The sequence below is a fragment of the Paraconexibacter sp. AEG42_29 genome, assembly GCF_040581415.1.
Lineage (GTDB): Bacteria > Actinomycetota > Thermoleophilia > Solirubrobacterales > Solirubrobacteraceae > Paraconexibacter.
Window position 1 is genome coordinate 4090421 of sequence record NZ_CP114014.1, and the last position, 19417, is coordinate 4109837.

The following is a 19417-nucleotide window of genomic DNA, read 5'->3' on the forward strand; positions in this document are numbered from 1 at the left end:
CGGACATCGCTGTTCGGGGGCAGCTGCGGTGCGACGGATGCCCCACCTCACGGAAGAGGAAGGGACGACTCAGGTGGGAGCATTTGCGTGCTCGTTGGTGGCACTTGTCCTCGCGGGGACCGGCGCCGGGACGAAGTACATGGAGACCGTCGTGCAGGACGACGCACAGTTCCTGCACCGCTCGCCCGCGGCCGTCAACAGCAGCGCGCGGCGACTCGCCGAGCTCGGCGCGACACGCCTCAGGCTGACTGCCGGCTGGTCGGCGCTGGCCCCGAACCCGACGAGCCGCAAGGTGCCCCCGGCGCCATTCGACTCGAGCGACTCGAAGACCTATCCGAGGGGCGCGTTCACCACCCTCGACACGGCGGTCAAGGCCGCGACCGGGAACGGGGTCGACGTGATGATCGATCTCGCCTTCTGGGCGCCGCGCTGGGCCGTGGGGCAAGCCGCGCCGAATCCCAAGCGCGAGCGGTACTTCGTGGACGCCGCCGCGTTCGGCGACTTCGCGACCGCGGTGGCCCGCCGCTACTCCGGGGCCTTCCCGGACCCGGCCAACCCCGCGAAGGACCTGCCGGCGGTCCGGATGTACACGACCTGGAACGAGCCGAACCACCCGTCGTTCCTCAAGCCGCAGTGGGTGCGGACCCCGGACGGCGGCTTCCGCCCCGAGTCGCCGCACGTGTACCGCGCGATGCACAACGCCGGGTACGACGCGGTCAAGCGGGTCTCGCGACTGAACAAGGTCCTGGTCGGCGGGACCGCGTCGGGCGGCTCCACGGTCCCGGGCAAGGGCGGGGTCCCGCCGCTGCAGTTCGTGCGCGCCATGGCCTGCGTCGACGACCGGCTGAAGCCGCTGAACGTCCCGGAGTGCGCCAACTACGCCCCCGTGAAAGCCGACGGCTACTCGCACCACCCGTACTCGCGCCTCGTCACGCCGGCGACGTCCGACCCGTACGGCGACAACGCTCCCATCGCCGACTCCGGGCGCCTGGCAGACCTGCTGGACACGCTCCACGAACGTGGGCGGCTGGCCAACCGCCTGAACATCTTCAACACCGAGTACGGCTACGAGTCCCGTCAGGACGACCCCTTCCAGCCCTTCGAGCGTGACCAACAGGCGGCCTTCATCGGCTGGTCGACGTTCCTTGCGTGGCGGGACCCGGACACGTCGATGATGGCCCAGTTCCTGCTGCGCGACATCGATCCGGCCGAGTCCGGCAACAAGCGCGGGACACGCAAGTACTACCGCGACTGGCAGACCGGGCTGTACGACAAGCGCGGCGACGCGAAGCCCGCGGCAACCGGGTTCAAGCTGCCGTTCTGGGCCCAGCTGCAGGAGATCGGCCTCGGCACGAAGGTCGTGCTGCTCTTCGGCCAGGTCCGTCCCGGGAAGGGGGCGCGGACGGCCCACGTGGAACGGCAGGACCCGGCCAGCGGGGTGTGGTCCCCGATCGTGACCGGCGGCCCGAGCTGCCTGGATCCGACCAAGCCCGAGTTCCTGACGAACCCCGCCGGTTTCTTCCTGCGCACGGCGAAGGCGGACGGCGCCGCCCGCTACCGGATGGTCTGGCACCACGAGGACGATCCCGGCACCGAGGCGAGCGTGCCGATCGACGTCGCGGCGAACCTGGGCGACCCGTCGCCGGTCGGCATCACCCGGCCCGGGCAGCGCAAGTAGCGCCGCCCTGGCCGGCGGTGGCGACCGGTCCCCCGGTCCCGCCCGGCCAGGCGGTCCGACCGCCGGCCCGCCGGCTGTGCCCGGTGGTCGGTATCCAGGCGCCCGCGGGGCGGCGAGGATCGGTCGCACGATGGCACGCAGCCGGCTGACTCCCCTGGACTCCTCGTTCCTCCGCGTCGAGTCCCCCACCGCTCACATGCACGTCGGCTGGAAGGGGATCTTCAGTCCCCGCTCCGACCCACGCCATGGCTGGGGTGGCCCATCGATCGGCGAGCTGCGACAGGCCGTCTCGGGCCGGCTGCGGCACGCCCCCCGCTTCCGCCAGCGGCTCGCCTTCCCGCCGGCCGGCCTCGGCGAGCCCGTCTGGGTCGACGACGAGCGGTTCTCCGTCGAGCACCACGTCGTCGCGATGTCCGGCGCCCACGAGGCCCTCCCCCGCGCGCGCTTCGACGCGCTGGCGGACGACTGCCTCTCCCGGCCGCTGGAGCGCGACCGCGCCCTGTGGCGGATCGAGCTCGCGCCGATGCTCGAGGACGGGAACGTCGGGCTCGTCATGAAGGTGCACCACGCGATGGTCGACGGCAAGTCCGCGGTGGAGCTTGCGCTGCTGCTGCTCGACATGGCCCAGGACGCCGACCTGCCGCAGTCCGGCGACGACTGGACGCCGGCCGTCGCCCCCGGTGCGCGGCGGCTGGCGATGGAGGCGATCGCCGACGCCGGCGGCGAGTCGCTGCGCGCGGTCCGCAGCGCGGCGCGGCTCGCGTCCTCCCCGCGCGGCGGGGTCCGCCTGGCGGACACGCTGCGCCGGGCGGCGCTCGCCGTCTCCGAGGACGTCATGCGGCCGGCGCCGTCGTCCTACGTGAACGTCGCGATCGGCCCGCGCCGGACGCTGGTCCACCACACGACCCCGATCAAGCCGCTGCTCGCCGCGCGCAAGGCGCTCGTCGGGGCGACGCTCAACGACGTCGCGCTGACGGTCGTCGCCGGCGCGCTGCGGGACCTCTCGCTGCGGTCGGACCGGGTCCCCGAGCCGATGAAGATCATGGTGCCGGTGTCGACGCGGACCGCGGAGGAGACGGTGGATCTCGGCAACCGCATCTCGTTCGTCTTCATCGAGCTGCCGGTCCACCTGCACCGCCCGGCCGACCGGCTCGTCCGGATCCAGGAGGCGACGGCCCGTTTCAAGAAGGACGACCGGGCGTCCGGCGGCGAGGCGATCCTGGGCGCGCTGGGCGTCCTCCCCGACCCGCTGCGCGACGCTGCGGCCAAGCTCGCCGCGTCGCCGCGGATGTACAACCTGACGGTCTCGAACGTGCCCGGGCCGCGCTTCCCGGTCTACCTCCGCGGCTGCGAGCTGCAGGAGGCGGCGCCCGTGATCCCGCTGCCCGACCACCACGCGCTCAGCATCGGGATCTTCACCTACCGCGACCAGGTGACGTTCTCGGGCTACGCCGATCCGGCGGCGCTGCCGGACGTCGTCCACCTGCCGGACGCGATCGCCGCGGCGATCGCGCAGCTCGATCAGCTCCAGCTCACCGCCGCGCCGGCCCCGCCGCCGCTGCCGGCGAACGTCCGGCGCATCACCGCCGCCTGACGGTCAGGCGGCGTCGGCGTCCTTGGGGGCGTCCGGCAGGCGGTAGCCCTTGTCGAGCTTGAGGATGTCGCCCTGCTTGTCCAGCTTGTGGATCTGCGACGCGATGGTGCTGCGGTTGGCGTCCAGGCCCTTGGCGACCGCGCCGATGGTGCTGCCCGGATGCTCCTTGAGGAACGCGACGATCCGCTCGGCGGGATCGGGCTTGATGGCCCGCGCGACGTGCCGGCGGTTGCTCGCCCGGGCGGCCGTCCCGCGGCGGACCGCGCGCTTGGGCTTCGGCGCCGGCGGCACCTCGACCTGCGGCGGAGCGCTCTCGCGGGCCTGGAAGTCCTCGATCGTCTGATCGAGCCAGGCGAGGCGCTCACGGACCTCTTCGCGCTCGGCCTCGAGCGCCTTGATGACCTGCTGCATACGGGACAACGCACGACCTCCGTCTCGGTTGGAGCGGACCCTATTGGGTCCGCTGCAGCGACGAGGGCCCTGCAATGCAGGGCCCTCGGCACGACGTGATGCTCTGCCCTGCTCGGGCCGTGGCTAGAAGACCGGGGTCTCCCGGTAATCGCCCCAGACCTCCTGCATCGCGTGGATGATCTCGCCCTCGGAGACGTGCGAGCGCGCGGCCTCGATCAGCGGGTGCATCAGGTTCTCGTGGTCGGTCGCGCAGGCGCGCTTGAGCTCGCTGAGGCGGGCCTCGACCTCGGTCGTGTCGCGGGCGGCCTTGACGGCCTTCAGGCGGTCGACCTGCTTCTTCTCGAGCGCCGGGTCGATCTTCAGCAGGACCTCGTTGTCGTGCTCGTTGCCCTCGGTGTAGGCGTTGACGCCGACGACGATGCGGCGCTTGTTGTCGATCTCGCCCTGGAGCTCGTAGGAGGCGTCCGCGATCTCGCGCTGCGGGTAGTTCTGCTTGACCGCCTCGACCATGCCGCCGAGCTCGTCGATCTTGGCGAAGTACTCGTACGCCTGCTCCTCGAGCTTGTCGGTGAGCTGCTCGACGAACCACGAGCCGCCGAGCGGGTCGATGGTGTTCGTCACGCCGGTCTCGTGGGCGATGATCTGCTGGGTGCGCAGCGCGATGCGGACCGCGTTCTCGGTCGGGAGCGCGAGTGCCTCGTCGTGGCTGTTGGTGTGCAGCGACTGCGTCCCGCCGAGGACGCCGGCGAGCGCCTCGATGGCGGTCCGCGCGCAGTTGTTCAGCGGCTGCTGGGCGGTCAGGGAGACGCCGGCGGTCTGCGTGTGGAAGCGCATGAGCCACGACTTCGGGTTCTTCGCCCCGAACGTCTCGCGCAGCTCACGGGCCCAGATGCGGCGCGCGGCGCGGTACTTGGCGATCTCCTCGAAGAAGTCGATCTGGGCGTTGAAGAAGAACGACAGGCGCGGGGCGAAGTCGTCGACGTCGAGGCCGCGGGCGACCGCCTCCTCGACGTAGGTCAGGCCGTCCTTGAGCGTGAAGGCGAGCTCCTGCGCAGCGGTCGCCCCCGCCTCGCGGATGTGGTAGCCAGACACCGAGACCGAGTTCCAGCGCGGCATCTGCTCGGTCGAGTACTGGATCATGTCGCCGAGCAGGCGCATCGCCGGATCGATCGGGAAGCACCACTCCTTCTGGGCGATGTACTCCTTGAGGATGTCTGCCTGGATCGTCCCGTTCAGGTGCTCGGGGCCGACGCCCTGGCGCTCGGCGGCGACGATGTAGTTGGCGAGCATGATCGCGGCCGGGGCGTTGATCGTCATCGAGACGGAGACCTTGCCGAGGTCGATGCCCTGGAACAGCGTCTGCATGTCGTCGACGGTGTCGATGGCGACGCCCTCGCGGCCGACCTCGCCGAGAGACAGCGGGTGGTCGGAGTCGTGGCCCATCAGCGACGGCATGTCGAACGCGGTGCTGAGCCCGGTCTGGCCGTGGTCCAGGAGGTAGCGGAAGCGCTCGTTCGTCTCCTCGGCGGTGCCGAAGCCGGCGAACTGGCGCATCGTCCACATACGGCCGCGGTACATCGACGGGTACACGCCGCGGGTGTACGGATACTGGCCGGGGTAGCCGATCTGCGGCGGGACGGGCGAGCCGTCCTGCGGGACGTAGAGCGGGTCGATCTCGAGGTCCGAGAGCGTGGTGTACCGCTCCTTCAGGTCCTTCCCGAGCCCGTACGCCTCCTCCCACTGCTCGTGCGTGGTGGGGGTGCTGCTGCTCGTGGTGTCTGCGATTGCCATGTGACCGATCCCGAATTAGGTGGAAGTCCGCGTATCTCCTGAACCCGATTGTAGAGCAAGGAAGCGCGCACTTCCACCTATCGCCGTCCGGGGGGTGTCAGGCGTCGCCGAAGTCGCCGACGTCGCGGCGCAGGTCCTGCAGGATCCGGACGAGCTCCTCCTGGTCCGGCGCCTGGAGCGCCGACAGGCCGAAGAGGTCCGCGTTGAGGACCTCGGTGGCCGCGGACGCGACGTCCCGGCCCTGATCGGTGATGCGGACCAGCGTCGCCCGGCCGTCCGTCGGATGCCGCGCGCGGGCCGCGAGGCCGTCGCCCACGAGCTTCTCGACGACGTTGGTCACCGAGCTGCGATGCACCTGCAGGCGCTCCCCCATCTTGCCGATGGGCAGCTCGCCCTCGCGGGTGAACGACAGCAGCATGAGCGCCTCGTAGCGGGGGAACGTCAGGCGAAAGGGCTTGAGCAGCTCGTCGTAGCGGGCGAGGAGCAGCTGCTGGCAGCGCATGATCGAGGTGATCGCGGCCATCGCCCGGGACGGCTCGACCGGCCAGCGCTCGGCCCAGTGGCGGCGCGCTTCGGCGATCGGGTCGAGCTCGAGCGTCACTGCGCTCAAGCTTAGTCCGGGCGCCCGATGTGACCGTGCGAACCGCACCGGCCGCCGAAGGGCGCTTTCTAAGAGGTCATTCACGGATCGTTGACCGGACGTTGACGTCCGGCGCCCCGGCCGGCGGGAGCATCACCGCCTCCCCCACCTCTCAGGAGAACCGCATGCGCAAACTCAGTAGGGGCCGGCTCACCGTCGGCGGCCTCGGCACGGTGGCCGTCCTCGGCGTCGGCGCGTCCCTCGCCCTCGGCGGCACGGCCAACAAGACCCAGGACCTCCGCGCCGGCCTCGACGGCAACAAGCCGCGGAACGTCATCTTCTTCCTCGGCGACGGCATGGGCACGCAGGAGATCACGGCGGCCCGCTACTACCAGGGCGTCGCCAACAGGCTGAACGTCGACAGCCTGCCGTTCACCGGCTTCGACACGACCTACTCGGTCAAGGCCGACGGGGTGAAGCCGGACTACGACCCGGACTCGGCCGCGACCGGCACCCAGTGGGCGACCGGCAAGAAGACGATCGACGAGCGCGACTCGCAGGGCCCGAGTGCCTCGTTGACCACGCCCGGCGACAACACCGGCTACAAGACGATCCTGGAGTACGCGCAGGAGGCCGGCAAGAAGGTCGGCAACGTCACGACGGCGGACTTCACGGACGCCACGCCGGCTGTCCTCTCCGCCCACATCTCCAACCGCAACTGCGGCGGGCCGGACAACATGACCGCCACGGTCGTGGCGGCGACGCCGAAGTGCCTGCAGGAGAGCAAGGAGGTCGGCGGCCTGGGATCGATCGCCGAGCAGCAGGTCGACCACCGCATGGACGTCGCGCTCGGCGGCGGCTACTCGCGCTTCGCGCAGACGATCACCGGCGGTGCCGACAAGGGCAAGACCGTGATCAATGCCGCGCAGGACAAGGGCATCAACGTCGTCACCGACGCGGCCGGGCTGGCCGCGGCCGACGCCTCCAAGCCGGTGTACGGCTTCTTCGGCAAGGACGGCGCGAACAAGCCGAACATGTCGCTGGAGTGGAAGGGCACGCAGGCGAAGGTCGGGGACGGCGCAGCGACCGAGACCTGCCAGGAGAACCAGCGGCCGGCCAACGAGCCGAGCCTCGCGGAGATGACGACAAAGAGCCTCGCGCTGCTCGACAACCCCAAGGGCTTCTTCCTCCAGGTCGAGGGGGCGTCGATCGACAAGCAGGACCACTCGGCGAACGCCTGCCAGCAGATCGGCGAGACGGTCGCGTTCGACCGGGCCGTCGGCGTGGCGATCGAGTACCAGAAGACCCACCCCGACACGCTCATCGTCGTGTCGGCCGACCACGGGCACTCGAGCCAGATCGTGTCCGAGGACAGCACCGGCACGGGCAACCCGACCGGCTACTCGAACAACCTGACGACCAAGGACGGCCAGGTGCTGCGGATGACGTACGGCACCGCCGGCTTCCAGGCCGACAAGGCGCCCGCCGACGCTCCGCCGAGCCAGCAGCACACCGGCACCGTCGTCCCCGTCTGGGCGTCCGGGCCGCAGGCCGCGAACGTCCTGGGGACAAACGACCACACCGACCTGTTCGACCTGCTGCGTGGCAACAAGGACGCGCAGGCGACGCCCGGTCCCGTGACCACCACGGTCACGAACACGGTGACCACACCGGCGAGGACCGTCACGACCCCGGCCGTCGTGACCCCGCGTGTCGGTGCCGCCGTCCTGCGGACCATCACCGCGAAGGCGCTGAAGTCCTCGGGGATCGCGGTGTCGATCGCCCAGGTCGGCGTGAAGTCGCTGGTCGTGACGCTCAAGCGCGGGACCCGCACGGTGACGCGGAAGACCCTCGGCGCGTCGGCCACCGCGACGACGCTGAAGGACCCCAAGGCGAAGAAGGGGACCTACAAGGTCACCGTCGCCGGCGGGGGGAAGACGAAGAGCTACACGATCACGGTGTCGTAGCGGCGTCCTGAGCCGCCACCGAGGCGGCTCGATGTGCCACCAGGCGCCGATGTGGCACCTGGTGGCACATCCACTGCGCTACTTCTTGACGCTGGCCGGACGGGAGGTGGTGCGCTCGTTGCCCGCCCTGTCCCGCGCGGTGACGACGATGCGCTCGGCGATGATGTCCGCCCCCGAGCGGGTCAGCTGCAGCCGGGCCAGGACCGACGGCTTCAGCCGGACCGTGAACTTGCCCTTCGAGCGCTTGACCTTGGTGGTCCCGAGCGTGGTGTTGCCGATCGTCCGGGTGCGCCGGCCGTCGCGGTAGCGGATGCGGCCGCGCAGCTGGACCTCGACCGTCGCGGCCTCGTCGATCTCGATCGTCACGGCGATCCCCGCGCCGCGGAGCTGCTTGACCGTCACGGCCTTCGGCGCGGCGATCTTGACGGCCGGCGGACGCGTGTCGGCCGTGGGCGCGGGCGGCGCCGGCACATTCGGGCCCGGCACGACGGGCGCCGGGGTCGGGATGACCGGGGCCGGCGTCGCGGCCCGCGGGCGGAAGATCGCGATCAGCGACGGCCGCGGCTCGGCCGGGTTCGTGCTCGTGGTCTTGTTGCCCGCCGGCCAGTAGGACGCGAACGTGGTCGGGTCCGTCAGCTTCGCCGTGTCGCTGTTCTTGGCCTCCTCGCCGGGGTGCTGGACGGTGAGGAACAGCGTCGACTCGTCGGGGGTGAAGTACGGGCCCGTGCCCTCGGCCTGGACCGGCATGTTGGCGAAGCGGTAGGCGACCCCGGACTGGCCGCGCGGGATCATGAAGACCGCGTTGTTCTTGTGGTAGGTGTACGCCGCGCCGCTCCCGGAGGTGCTGTTGAGCGAGCTCGACGAGATGTCCGTGACGACCCAGATGTTCTCGTTCGAGTCGAACGTCAGGTTGTCGGGGCTGGCGAAGCCCTGCTCACCGGCCGGCGCGCCGGGCTTGGATCCGCCGGCGGCGAACTCGTCCCAGGTGAACGCGAGCGACTCGGGGTCGTTGCCCGCCTCGTTGATGCGGCGCACCGAGCCCTGCGTGTCGCCCACCGTGGAGTTGTTGGTGAGCGCGACGAAGACCGTGCCGTCCGACGCCACCTCGACGTCCTCAGGGCGGTTCGTGGCGAAGTGGGTGTCCCATTCGTTCACGTAGCCCGCCGGGACGGGGTCCTCGCCGAGGTAGACGTAGTCGGGGGCGTCCGGGGCCTTGGTCGGGTCGACGAGGCGGTTGTGGCGACCGGCGAACGTCGCCTGATCGGCGGCGTCGAGGTTCGCCGCCGCCGTGCGCTGGCGCGGCCGGCGCGCGACCGCGGTCGTCCCGTTGAACTCGTTCGTGGGGAACCCGGCCAGGCGCAGGCGCGTGTCGAAGAGGTCGCTGGTGGCGACCGGCACCCAGCGACCGGTGCCGCTCGTCGCGGTGACGACGGCCCCGTTGACGAACCGGCGACGGCCCTCGGGCGCGAAGCGGGCGACGTACAGCTGGCCCTCGGTGAGGATCTTCAGGTGCTCCTCGCGGGAGGCGTCCTTGTCGAATGCCCGCGCGGAGACGAACTTGTAGATCGCCTGATTGGCCTGGTCGTCGCCCATGTACAGGACGAACTTCTTCCCGCGGGCCACGCGGAACGCCGTGTTCTCGTGCCGGAAGCGGCCGAGCGCGGTGTGCTTGCGGCCGGACGACGCGGGGTCGTAGGGGTCGTGCTCGCAGACCCAGCCGTACTTGCGGGTCTCGCGCGGGGAGCCGGTGGTCGGGTCGTACTCGGTGGCGCCGACCGGCGGGACGTAGGAGCCGTCCTGCTGCTGGGTCCGGGGCAGCGACGGGTCGACGCTGTCCCACCCGTACGTGAAGTCGGCGGTCGAGCCCTTGAAGGTCAGCCCGTAACCGTCGTAGTTCTCCTCGCAGGAGAGCGCGGTGCCCCACGGCGTCGTGCCGCCGGAGCAGTTGGCCATCGAGCCCTGGGCGAGGTTGTCGCTGCCGTGGACCTTGGGGTCCGGGGCGGACGACCCCGGCGCGCCGGCGCGGGCGAGCGGACCGGTGAACGAGAGCTTGGTCGACGGCTTGCCCGGCACGGTCCCGCCGAAGATGCGGCGGTTGTACGGCGACGGGGTGACGAGCGCCCACGCGCCCTCGGCGGTGCGGCGGATGTGGATGATCGAGTTGCCGGTCGCCTCCTTCTCGAGGTCGACGTCGGCGAGCGACTTCGTCGTCTTGCTGTTGTCGCGCGGGACGGCGGCGCCGTTCACGGTCTTCAGCGGCTTGAAGCCGTGCTGGAAGAACGGGTCGGGGTACTCGTGGTTGACGAACAGGATCCCCTCTTCCGAGCCCTTCAGCGGGAAGTAGCCGATCCAGTCGTTGTTGTAGCCGAAGGTGTAGGTCGTACCGTCGGTGTTCGCGAAGCTGTCGCCGTACTTGACGACGACGGAGGACGCGATGCCCGCGGGGGTCTCGACGAGGTCGGCGGCGGACGGCGCGATCGCGGTGAACTCGGAGAGCGGCGCGGTTGCGTCGGCGGCCTGGGCGTCGCCGACGAGGTCGGTGAGCCCAGCCGCGTCGACGCCGTAGAGGGCAGCCGCGGTGCTGGTGCCGGCGAGCGCGAGGTCCCGGATGAAGTGCCGGCGCGTGGCGCCGGACAGCGCCTCTTCGGCCGGGCCGCTGCCGGCCGGCTCCGGCGGCGCTTCGAGGTTGACGTGCTGGGCGAGATCCGCTGTGTGGTCCATGACCGGGCGATTATTGAGAGCCTGCTTATCCAGGATGTGACCATCCCGTGCCCTCTGCGCTCCCGGCGCGCCTGCATTGTCCCTACGGTCGGCCGGCGACCTCGCCCAGCAGGGCGCGGGCGATGACCAGGCGCTGGATCTCGCTCGTGCCCTCGTAGATCTCGGTCACCTTCGCGTCTCGGTAGTACCGCTCGGCCGGGAACTCCTTGGTGTAGCCGTAGCCGCCCAGCACCTGGATCGCCTCGCCCGTCTGGCGGCGGGCGACAGCGGACGCGAACAGCTTCGCCTGCGCGCCCTCGACGGTATGGGGGTGGCCGGCGTCCTTCAGGCGCGCGGCGCGCCAGGTGAGGGCGCGAGCCGCCTCGACCTCGGTCTGCATGTCGGCGAGCTTCTGCTGGATCGCCTGGAAGCCCCCGATCGCCCGGCCGAACGCGTGCCGCTCCTTGGCGTAGCCCGTGGCGCATTCGAGCGCTGCCTGCGCGATCCCGACGGCCTGCGCGGCGATGCCGATACGGCCGCCGTCGAGCGTGGACAGCGCGATCCGCATGCCGGCGCCCGGGGCCCCGAGCGGCTCGCCGGGCGTGTCCTCGAACTGCAGATCCGCGGTGGACGATGAGTTGAGGCCGAGCTTCTCCTCCTCCCTCGTCACCCTGAATCCGGGGGCGCCGCGGCGGACGATGAACGCGCTGGGCCGGCCGTCGGCACGCGGGTCCTTTGCGAAGACGGTGAAGGTGTGGGCGTAGGTGCCGTTGGTGATCCACTGCTTGGTGCCGGTGATGCGGTGCTCGTCGTCCGCCTTCGCGAGCATCGCCCCGGCGTCCGAGCCGCTGCCGGCCTCCGTGAGCGCGAAGGCCGCGAGCTCGTGCCCCTGGGCCAGCGGCGGCACCAGCCGGCCCACCTGCTCCTCGCTGCCGTTGAGCAGGATGGGCATCGTCCCGGCGCCGGTGTGCACGGCGAGCGTGACCCCCACACCCGCGTCGGCCCGCGAGAGCTCCTCCATCACGAGGCAGTAGCTGAGGTAGTCCGACCCCGAGCCGCCGTGCTCCTCGGGGACGCAGACCCCCATCAGGCCGAGCTCGCCGAGGTGCTCGAAAACCTGCTTGGGGAACGTGTGGTCGCGGTCCCACTGCGTGGCGTGGGGCGCGACCTCGTCGTCCGCGAAGCGCTTGGCCAGGTCGCGGACGGCGCGCTGCTCGTCGGTCAGCTCGTGGAGGCTCATGGGCGGAGCCTACGAGTGGCCTCAGCGCGGCGCACCGCTCCGGGGCCGGCGGGTGCGGGCGGCGGCCTTCGCGACCGAACCCGCGACCGCAGCGGTGCGGGTCGGCGGGACGACGGGCACCGGGACAGCGCGACGCGCCGCGCGGCTGCGGCCGGCCGCCCCGCCCGCGGTGCCGACCAGGGCGGCCGCGACGACGGCCCCACCCGCCTTGAGCCGGCGGCCCAGCTGCTCGAAGCGCAGGACCTCCCAGCCCTCCTCGCGGGCGATGCGCGCGAGCTCCGGGTCGGGGTTGACCGCGACCGGGTGGCCGACGACGCGCAGCATCGGCAGGTCGGACTCGCTGTCGGAGTAGGCCCAGCTCTGCGCGAGGTCGATGCCCTCCGCGTCCGCGAGCTCGTGCATCGCCAGCGGCTTGCCGTCGCGGTAGGTGAAGATGCCGGCGTCCTGCCCGGTGTAGACGCCGTCGACGACCTCGTAGCGGGCGCCGAGCGCGCCGTCGAAGCCGACGATCTGGGCGATGACCGCGGCCAGGTCCTGCGAGGCGGCGGTGACGATGTAGACCGGCCGGCCGGCGTCCTGGTGCTCGTAGGCGACGGCCAGCATCTGCGGGTACAGCCGTGGCAGCACGCCCGCCAGGACGCTCGGCGCCAGGCGCTGCAGGTCGCGGACGCGAACGCCCTTGAGCATCGAGGCGACCTCGGCGCGGACGGCGTCCGTCTCCTCGTCGGTCGAGCCGCGCAGGCGGAACTTCACGTTCCGCCACGCGTACTGCGCCATCTTGCGGCGGCTCACGAGCCCGCTCTTGCGGGCCGCCCGCGCCCAGTGCAGGCCGGACGAGCCCGCCATCAGGGTGCGGTCGAGGTCGAAGAAGGCGGCGCTGGTCATCCCCTTCACCGTAGAGCTACACCTTGACGATGATCGCGTCGCCCTGGCCACCGCCGGAGCAGATCGCCGCGCAGCCGTAGCCGCCGCCGCGCCGCTTCAGCTCGGCCACCATCGCCCCGATGATGCGGGCCCCGGACGCGCCGATCGGGTGCCCGAGGGCGACCGCGCCGCCGTTGACGTTGACCTTCTCCTCGGCGACGCCGAGCAGGCGCAGCGAGTGGAGGGTGACGGACGCGAACGCCTCGTTGATCTCCCAGACGTCGATCTGGTCGGCGGTCAGGCCGGCCTTCTCGAGCGCCTTCTTGGCCGCGGACGCGGGGGTCGTGTGCAGCGTCGCGAAGTCGTTGGCGGACTGGGCGTGCGCGACGATCTCGGCAAGGACCTCCTTGCCGTTCGCGGCGGCCCACTCGTCGGAGGCGAGGACGATCGCGCCGCCGCCGTCGTTGACGCCAGGCGAGTTGCCGGCGGTGTGCGAGCCCTCCTTGCCGACGAGGCCCGGGAGCTTCGCGAGCGACTCCAGCGTGGAGCCGCGGCGCGGGCCCTCGTCGACCTCGACGACGGTGTCGCCCTTGCGGCCCGAGATCGTCACCGGCGCGATCTCCTCCGACATGCGGCCGTCGTCGATCGCGGCCAGCGCAAGCTCGTGCGAGCGCAGCGCCCAGCGGTCGAGGTCGGCGCGGGAGATCTCGAAGTTGTCGGACGTCTCGGTGGCCTCGTCGAACATCTGACGGCCGCTGAACGGGTTCGTCAGGCCGTCGTGGACCATCGCGTCGAGGGCCTTGGCGTCGCCCATGCGGTAGCCGAAGCGCGCGTTGTCCAGGATGTACGGCGCCTGGGACATGGACTCCATGCCGCCACCGACGCCGACCTCGACGTCCCCGGCGCGGATGGCCTGGTCGAGGATCACGACGGCCCGGACGCCGGACGCGCAGACCTTGTTGACCGTCTCGGACGAGACGCCCTCGGGGATGCCGCCGTTGATCTGGGCCTGACGCGACGGGATCTGGCCCTGGCCGGCCTGCAGGACGGTCCCCATGACGACGTGGTCGACCTGCTCGGGGGCGACGTCGGCACGCTCGAGCGCGGCCTTGATGGCGATGCCGCCGAGCTCGACGGCCTTCAGGGAGGACAGGCCCCCACCGAGCTTGCCGATCGGGGTGCGGGCGCTGCCGAGGATGACGGTCTTGGGCATGGCTGAAGGATCTCCGAAGGTCGTTTCGCGGTGACTCTGCGAGGGTCGCGGAGGATAGTGGCTTTCTGCTACGGACACCCTGTCCGGGGCTCCGGGCCGGGGCGTGCCCGGGACCGTCGGTAGCCTGCCGCCACATGCTTGTGCGCGCGACGACGACCGCCCCCATCGACACTGCGGCGGACACCGTCGCGATCGGCGTCTTCGACGGCAAGCGCGTCGCGCACGACGTGGAGGGCGGGGCGCTCCAGCGGCTGCTCGACAGCGGCGAGGCGCAGACGAGCTTCCGGCACCTGGCCCAGACGCACGCTGCCGGCAAGCGCTGGATCCTCGTCGGGCTGGGCGACCGCGACCGCTTCGACGCCGAGCGCGCCCGCGTCGCCGCCGCCACGGTCTACGCCCGCTGTCGCGACCTGGGGACCACCGTCCTCTGCTGGGAGCTGCCGCATCGCCTCGACGACGACCAGGCGGGCGGCTTCGTCGAGGGCACCGTCCTCGCGTCCTACCGCTTCACCGCCTTCAAGTCGGGGGCGAAGGACGACGCCGCGGCCCCGGCGGAGCTGCTCGTCAGCGATCACGAGTCCCGCGTCGTCACCGTCGACCGCGCGGCCGTCGTGGCGCGCGCCCAGAACGCGACGCGCGAGCTGCAGGACCGTCCCGCGAACGACCTCACCCCGACCGCGCTGGCCGAGTTCGCGCTGACGCTCGCGGACGCGCACGACCACATCACCGCCCGGGTCGAGGGCCGCGCGGAGATCGTCGCCCGCGGGATGGGCGCGTTCGCCGCGGTCGCCCAGGGCACCGACGTCGAGCCTGCGCTGATCGTCCTGCGGTACGAGCCGCCGGACGCGACCGGCCCGCTGCTCGGGTTCGTCGGCAAGGCCGTCACCCACGACACCGGCGGCCTGTCGATCAAGCCCGCGGGCAGCATGCACCGGATGAAGTTCGACATGAGCGGCGGGGGCGCGGTCCTGGGCGCGATGCAGGCGATCGCGGCGCTGGCGCTGCCGGTGCGGATCGTCGCGGTCGTCGGCTCGACCGAGAACACGATCAACGGCTCGGCGGTCAAGCCGGGCGACATCGTCCGCGCGATGAACGGGCTGACGATCGAGGTCGACAACACGGACGCCGAGGGCCGCCTCGTGCTGGGCGACTGCCTGACGCACGCGATCGAGCTCGGCGCGGAGCGGCTGGTCGACGTGGCCACGCTGACCGGCGGGGTCGTGACGGCGCTGGGCAGCACCTACGCGGGCGTGTTCGCCAACGACGAGCGCTGGTTCGACGTCGTGCAGGCCGCGGGTGCGCGCAGCGGCGAGCGGCTGTGGCGGCTGCCACTGGACCCCGAGTACGCCGACCGCGTCAAGGGCCGTTACGCCGACCTGACGAACTCGCCGGAGGACAAGAAGGCGCACCCGATCTCCGGTGCGGAGTTCCTGCATCGCTTCGCCGGCGACGACGTCCCGTGGGCGCATCTGGACATCGCGGGGGTCGGCTACGACCTCGGCAAGCCGTGGGCGCCGAAGGGCGGCAGCGGGTTCGGGGTCCGGCTGCTCGTGGCGCTTGCGCAGGCGCACGCGGCAGCCTGACGACGCGGTGGCCGCTCGCCCGCCGGTTGGGACGTCGTCGTCCGTCCCGGTGACTGCCTCCGGCCGAGGGGCCGGCGGTCTGGGGCCGGGTCGCCGTCCCGGTCCCGGCGCACTGGAGGCCGGAGCCGTGTTCGCGGGCGGTGTGGTCGGCGCGCTGGCCCGGGCATCGCTCGCGGAGCACTGGGGCCACGGCGGCGGCGACTGGCCGTGGGCGACGTTCCTGGTGAACGTCGTGGGCGCGTTCGTGCTGGGGGCGGTGGCGGTGCGGTTCGCCCGCGGGGTGCCGGGCGACGCGCGGCCACAAGCGGGCTCGATGTGCCACCACCTGCCACCGGCGGACGTGGTGGCACATCGAGTGACCCCGGGGGTCCCCCGCGCGCTGCTCGGCACCGGGTTCTGCGGCGCGCTCACGACGTTCAGCACGCTCCAGCTGGAGCTCGTGTCGATGCTGCGGGACGGGCACACCGGCCTGGCCGCCGGCTACGGCGCCGCGTCGCTGGCCGCCGGGCTGGCCGCGTGCTGGGCGGGCGGCCGGCTCGTCGCCCCGGAGGCAGGCCGTTGAGCGCCGCCACCTGGGTCGCGGTCGGGGCGGTCGGCGGCGCGGGATCCGTGGCGCGCGTCTACGGGACCCTGCTGCTGGGCCGTGGCGTCCCGTGGCGCGGGACGCTGGCCGTCAACCTGATCGGGGCCTTCCTCCTGGGGGTGCTCGCGGGCTGCGACGTGCGGTCGACCACGTACCTCATCGCCGGTACCGGCCTGCTGGGGGCGTTCACCACGTTCTCGACCTGGATGCACGAGTGCCTGGCGCTGTGGCAGGGCGGACGGCGCTCGGCCGCGGCCGCCCTGCTGCTGGGCGCGTTGGTCGCGGGCCTCGTCGCGGCGGCGGCGGGCCGTGCGGCCGGCGTCGCCCTTTCGTGAGAGAAGCGTGAGACGCGGGTGGCGCGCCGGCGCTCCACGGAGAGGACCAGGGCATGCGCATCCTCGAGACACGCCGCACCGCCATCGCGACCGCCGCCCTGGTCGCGGCCGTTGCCGCTGCCGCCGGGACCACCGGCGCGGCCGCGGCCGGCGGCAAGCCGTTCGACCTGACCACCGCGAAGGGCGGCAACGGCGGCCAGGCCCATGGCTACGGCAAGATCGCCTTCAGCGGCCCCAAGAAGGTGAAGGTGACCGGCCGCATCAACGACATGTGCCCCGGTGACGGATACGGCGCCTACATCGAGTTCAAGGTCAACTTCGTCGGCGGCGGGTACGGGACGACGGTCCGTAGCGACGAGAAGAAGTGCAAGGCCAGGAACGGCGTGGGCTACTCGTTCACGAAGAGCTTCCCGCGGAAGGTGAAGAGCGTCGGCGTCACCGTCATCGAGCTCGACCGCGCGACGGGCGGCACCCGGGTCGGCGACGCTGCGCGCGTGCTCGTCCGCCGCTGATCCCGACGTCATTGCGGGGGCGGCGCGGCGTCCGCGGTCACCCGTCCTGACACACTGCCGCCGGTGCGGCGCTGGCTCGCCATCTTCCTGCTGCTGCTGGTCGCCTACGCGGCGACCATCGGCCTGCGCGCCGCGCCGGGCCAGCGCTACAGCGGCGCGGAGGCGCACCGGCTCCTGACGGCCGCGTCGATCTCCGAGGACGGTGACCTCGACCTCCGTGACCAGTACGCGCAGCGCACCTGGGACCGCTGGGACGGTCCGGTGCTGCGCCCCACCGCCGGCCTCACCGAGGGCCGGCTCGTCGAGCCGCAGGGCATCGGCTTCCCGTTGCTGATCGCCCCGGCCTACGCCCTGGGCGGGCCGACCCTCGTCGAGCTGCAGTGCGCCCTGCTGCTGGCACTCGCGTTCACGCTCGGCGCTGCGCTCGCCCGGCGCCTCGTCCCCGAGCCGTGGGCCACGCGCAGCGCGCTCCTCGTGGGACTGTCACCCCCGGCGCTCGCAGCGTCGACCACGGTCGCGCCGGTCGCCGCGGGTGCCGTCCTCATCACCGGCGGGGCACTGCTCGCGCTCCGGATCCGCGAGCGCCCGCGCCTGCGCTGGACGTTCTGGTGTGCGGCCTGCCTGGCGCTGACGGCCTGGCTCGACGTGCACCTCGCGCTGCCCGGCGCGGTGATCGCGGTCGCGCTCTGGCGCTGGCTGCGGCGGCGCGGGCGCGCGTTCACGGGCTTCGTGGCGCTGGAGGTCGTCCTGACGTCCGCCGTCGTCTTCATCACGGTCAACGACCGCGTCTTCGGCGGTCTGACGCCGGTGTCATCGCGCCTGTCGGGCGGCTCCCCCACGGGTGCTGAGGACGTCGCGCAGCAGCTCGAGCGGCTGCCTCGGATCCTCGGCGTGTTCGTGGACCGCGAGGCCGGCCTGATCCGGTGGGCGCCGGTCGTCGTCCTGGCGCTGGTCGCGCTCGTCGTGCTGGTCCGCTCACGCCGCGAGCGGCTGGCGAGCTTCATCGCCGACCAGATCGACGTCGAGGTCACGAGCACGCTGCTGGCGCTGATCGCAGCCGCCGGGGTGGCGTGCGCGGTGTTCGCCCGTCCGTCGCTGCACGGGCCGTGGCTCGCGCCGCCGGACGTGGTCGTGATCCTGCCGTGCGCCGCCGCGTTGGTGGCGCTGGGGCTGCGCCGTCAGCCGCGGGTCGGCGCGGCGCTGGCGGCGGTCACGGTCGCCGGTGCGGTGTGGTTCCTGGCGGGCGCGCGGCTGGACGACGGTGCGGGGACCGCGCCGCCGCGGGGCCCGCTGCCCCTGGGCGGGGCCGAGCGGGTGCTGCCGGACCTGGGTTGACGCGTCCCGGCGATCCTCGGCAGACCGATGGCGCGCGGCCGTCGGTCAGTCGCCCTTGAGGTCCGACAGGACCTGCGTCGCCGCGCTCGCCGGGTCGAGCTCCCGCTTGACCACGCGCTCGAGCAGCGCGGCGTAGGACTCGTCCTTGGACAGGCGCTCCTCGAGCTCGCGGCGCAGGCGCGCCGTGCAGATGGCCAGGACCTCGTTCTCCAGGTTGCGGCGACGGCGGTCGGAGAGCGTGCCCTCCTCCTCGATGAACTTGCGATGCTCGTCGAGCTTCTCGACGAGCTCCTCGATGCCCTTGCCGCGGACGGCCTCGGTCTTGACGATCGGGACGCGCCAGCCGACCTGCGGCGCCAGCGACAGGACGCCGCGGATCTCGCGGACCATCGTGTCCGTCAGCGGGTGGTCGGCCTTGTTGACGACGATGACGTCCGGGATCTCCATGATCCCCGCCTTCAGGGCCTGGATCGAGTCGCCGCTGCCCGGCATCAGGACCAGCACGACGGTGTCCGCGTGGTCGATGACGTCGATCTCGGCCTGGCCGACGCCGACGGTCTCCAGGAAGACGTCCTCCTTGCCGGAGGCGTCCATCAGCAATGCCGCCTGGAGCGCCGCCTCGCTGAGCCCGCCGAGCGCGCCGCGGTTCGCCATCGAGCGGATGAAGACGCCGGGGTCGAGGAAGTGCTCGGTCAGCCGGATCCGGTCGCCGAGCAGCGCGCCCTTCGTGAACGGCGACGAGGGGTCGATGCTGAGGACGGCGACCTCGCGCTCGAGCGCGCGGCGGTTCTTGACGAGCGCGCCGATCAGCGTCGACTTGCCGGCGCCGGGCGCGCCGGTGAAGCCCAGGATCGACGCCTTGCCGGTGTGCGGGTAGACCTCGCGGACCAGGTCCCAGCCGGCAGGATCGTCGGACTCCACCAGGGTGATCGCGCGGGCGAGCGCTCGCTTGTCCCCGTCGAGCAGGCGCTGCGCGAGGCTGGGCTTCGGGTCGTCGGTCATCCGGCGGCGGATCATGCCAGGGGAGGCGC

The 19417-nt window shown here is 72.1% G+C and carries 16 protein-coding genes; 8 read left to right on the top strand and 8 right to left on the bottom strand.

Annotated features, from left to right (window positions below; all coding sequences use genetic code 11):
- Nucleotides 1-97 precede the first annotated feature (97 nt).
- Nucleotides 98-1678, top strand: a complete 1581-nt coding sequence (locus DSM112329_RS19875; RefSeq protein ID WP_354702505.1) for a cellulase family glycosylhydrolase — start codon at nucleotides 98-100, stop codon at nucleotides 1676-1678.
- 130 nt (nucleotides 1679-1808) lie between these two features.
- Nucleotides 1809-3272, top strand: a complete 1464-nt coding sequence (locus DSM112329_RS19880; RefSeq protein WP_354698296.1) for a wax ester/triacylglycerol synthase family O-acyltransferase — start codon at nucleotides 1809-1811, stop codon at nucleotides 3270-3272.
- A 3-nt stretch (nucleotides 3273-3275) separates the two neighbouring features.
- Here DSM112329_RS19880 and DSM112329_RS19885 read toward each other — a convergent pair whose 3' ends face one another.
- From DSM112329_RS19885 to DSM112329_RS19895, 3 genes are all read right to left on the bottom strand, one after another.
- On the bottom strand, nucleotides 3276-3692 hold the full coding sequence (locus DSM112329_RS19885; protein WP_354698297.1) for a hypothetical protein: 417 nt from the start codon (nucleotides 3690-3692) through the stop codon (nucleotides 3276-3278).
- A gap of 114 nt (nucleotides 3693-3806) precedes the next feature.
- Nucleotides 3807-5474 carry a methylmalonyl-CoA mutase family protein gene (locus DSM112329_RS19890; RefSeq protein ID WP_354698298.1) on the bottom strand — a complete coding sequence of 556 codons (1668 nt, stop codon included), beginning with the start codon at nucleotides 5472-5474 and terminating at the stop codon, nucleotides 3807-3809.
- Between the two features lie 97 nt (nucleotides 5475-5571).
- Nucleotides 5572-6075 carry a MarR family transcriptional regulator gene (locus DSM112329_RS19895; RefSeq protein ID WP_354698299.1) on the bottom strand — a complete coding sequence of 168 codons (504 nt, stop codon included), beginning with the start codon at nucleotides 6073-6075 and terminating at the stop codon, nucleotides 5572-5574.
- Nucleotides 6076-6239: 164 nt separating this feature from the next.
- Between DSM112329_RS19895 and DSM112329_RS19900 the strand changes: the two genes are divergently transcribed.
- On the top strand, nucleotides 6240-8021 hold the full coding sequence (locus tag DSM112329_RS19900) for an alkaline phosphatase (RefSeq protein WP_354698300.1): 1782 nt from the start codon (nucleotides 6240-6242) through the stop codon (nucleotides 8019-8021).
- Between the two features lie 78 nt (nucleotides 8022-8099).
- Here the strand turns inward: DSM112329_RS19900 and DSM112329_RS19905 are convergent, their stop codons facing one another.
- The 4 genes from DSM112329_RS19905 to DSM112329_RS19920 form a co-directional block, all read right to left on the bottom strand.
- Nucleotides 8100-10742, bottom strand: coding sequence for an alkaline phosphatase PhoX (locus DSM112329_RS19905; RefSeq protein ID WP_354698301.1), 2643 nt, complete (start codon nucleotides 10740-10742; stop codon nucleotides 8100-8102).
- Nucleotides 10743-10824: 82 nt separating this feature from the next.
- Entirely contained in the window at nucleotides 10825-11961 is a 1137-nt protein-coding gene (locus tag DSM112329_RS19910) for an acyl-CoA dehydrogenase family protein (protein ID WP_354698302.1), read from the bottom strand.
- Between the two features lie 21 nt (nucleotides 11962-11982).
- Complete coding sequence (locus tag DSM112329_RS19915) at nucleotides 11983-12846, bottom strand: HAD-IB family hydrolase (RefSeq protein ID WP_354698303.1); 864 nt, start codon at nucleotides 12844-12846, stop codon at nucleotides 11983-11985.
- A gap of 16 nt (nucleotides 12847-12862) precedes the next feature.
- The gene (locus DSM112329_RS19920; protein ID WP_354698304.1) at nucleotides 12863-14038 is read right to left on the bottom strand and encodes an acetyl-CoA C-acetyltransferase; all 1176 of its coding nucleotides are present in this window, start codon (nucleotides 14036-14038) and stop codon (nucleotides 12863-12865) included.
- 134 nt (nucleotides 14039-14172) lie between these two features.
- Between DSM112329_RS19920 and DSM112329_RS19925 the strand changes: the two genes are divergently transcribed.
- The 5 genes from DSM112329_RS19925 (at nucleotide 14173) to DSM112329_RS19945 (ending at nucleotide 18386) form a co-directional block, all read left to right on the top strand.
- Nucleotides 14173-15621 (top strand): leucyl aminopeptidase, encoded by a 1449-nt coding sequence (locus DSM112329_RS19925; RefSeq protein WP_354698305.1) that lies wholly within the window; start codon nucleotides 14173-14175, stop codon nucleotides 15619-15621.
- Between the two features lie 127 nt (nucleotides 15622-15748).
- Entirely contained in the window at nucleotides 15749-16183 is a 435-nt protein-coding gene (locus DSM112329_RS19930) for a CrcB family protein (RefSeq protein ID WP_354698306.1), read from the top strand.
- Nucleotides 16180-16539 (top strand): CrcB family protein, encoded by a 360-nt coding sequence (locus DSM112329_RS19935; protein WP_354698307.1) that lies wholly within the window; start codon nucleotides 16180-16182, stop codon nucleotides 16537-16539. The genes DSM112329_RS19930 and DSM112329_RS19935 overlap by 4 nt, the downstream gene beginning before the upstream one ends.
- A 53-nt stretch (nucleotides 16540-16592) precedes the next feature.
- Nucleotides 16593-17051 (top strand): hypothetical protein, encoded by a 459-nt coding sequence (locus tag DSM112329_RS19940; protein WP_354698308.1) that lies wholly within the window; start codon nucleotides 16593-16595, stop codon nucleotides 17049-17051.
- Between the two features lie 63 nt (nucleotides 17052-17114).
- On the top strand, nucleotides 17115-18386 hold the full coding sequence (locus tag DSM112329_RS19945) for a hypothetical protein (RefSeq protein WP_354698309.1): 1272 nt from the start codon (nucleotides 17115-17117) through the stop codon (nucleotides 18384-18386).
- Between the two features lie 45 nt (nucleotides 18387-18431).
- On the opposite strand, the gene meaB is transcribed toward DSM112329_RS19945, so the two are convergent.
- Nucleotides 18432-19388, bottom strand: a complete 957-nt coding sequence (gene meaB, locus DSM112329_RS19950; RefSeq protein WP_354698310.1) for a methylmalonyl Co-A mutase-associated GTPase MeaB — start codon at nucleotides 19386-19388, stop codon at nucleotides 18432-18434.
- Between the last annotated feature and the right edge of the window lie 29 nt (nucleotides 19389-19417).

Coding starts and splice junctions, on each gene's coding strand:
- DSM112329_RS19880 (WP_354698296.1), top strand. CDS start 1,809: ATGGCACGCAGCCGGCTGACTCCCCTGGACTCCTCGTTCCTCCGCGTC.
- DSM112329_RS19890 (WP_354698298.1), bottom strand. CDS start 5,474: ATGGCAATCGCAGACACCACGAGCAGCAGCACCCCCACCACGCACGAG.
- DSM112329_RS19900 (WP_354698300.1), top strand. CDS start 6,240: ATGCGCAAACTCAGTAGGGGCCGGCTCACCGTCGGCGGCCTCGGCACG.
- DSM112329_RS19905 (WP_354698301.1), bottom strand. CDS start 10,742: ATGGACCACACAGCGGATCTCGCCCAGCACGTCAACCTCGAAGCGCCG.
- DSM112329_RS19910 (WP_354698302.1), bottom strand. CDS start 11,961: ATGAGCCTCCACGAGCTGACCGACGAGCAGCGCGCCGTCCGCGACCTG.
- DSM112329_RS19915 (WP_354698303.1), bottom strand. CDS start 12,846: ATGACCAGCGCCGCCTTCTTCGACCTCGACCGCACCCTGATGGCGGGC.
- DSM112329_RS19920 (WP_354698304.1), bottom strand. CDS start 14,038: ATGCCCAAGACCGTCATCCTCGGCAGCGCCCGCACCCCGATCGGCAAG.
- DSM112329_RS19925 (WP_354698305.1), top strand. CDS start 14,173: ATGCTTGTGCGCGCGACGACGACCGCCCCCATCGACACTGCGGCGGAC.
- DSM112329_RS19940 (WP_354698308.1), top strand. CDS start 16,593: ATGCGCATCCTCGAGACACGCCGCACCGCCATCGCGACCGCCGCCCTG.
- meaB (WP_354698310.1), bottom strand. CDS start 19,388: ATGACCGACGACCCGAAGCCCAGCCTCGCGCAGCGCCTGCTCGACGGG.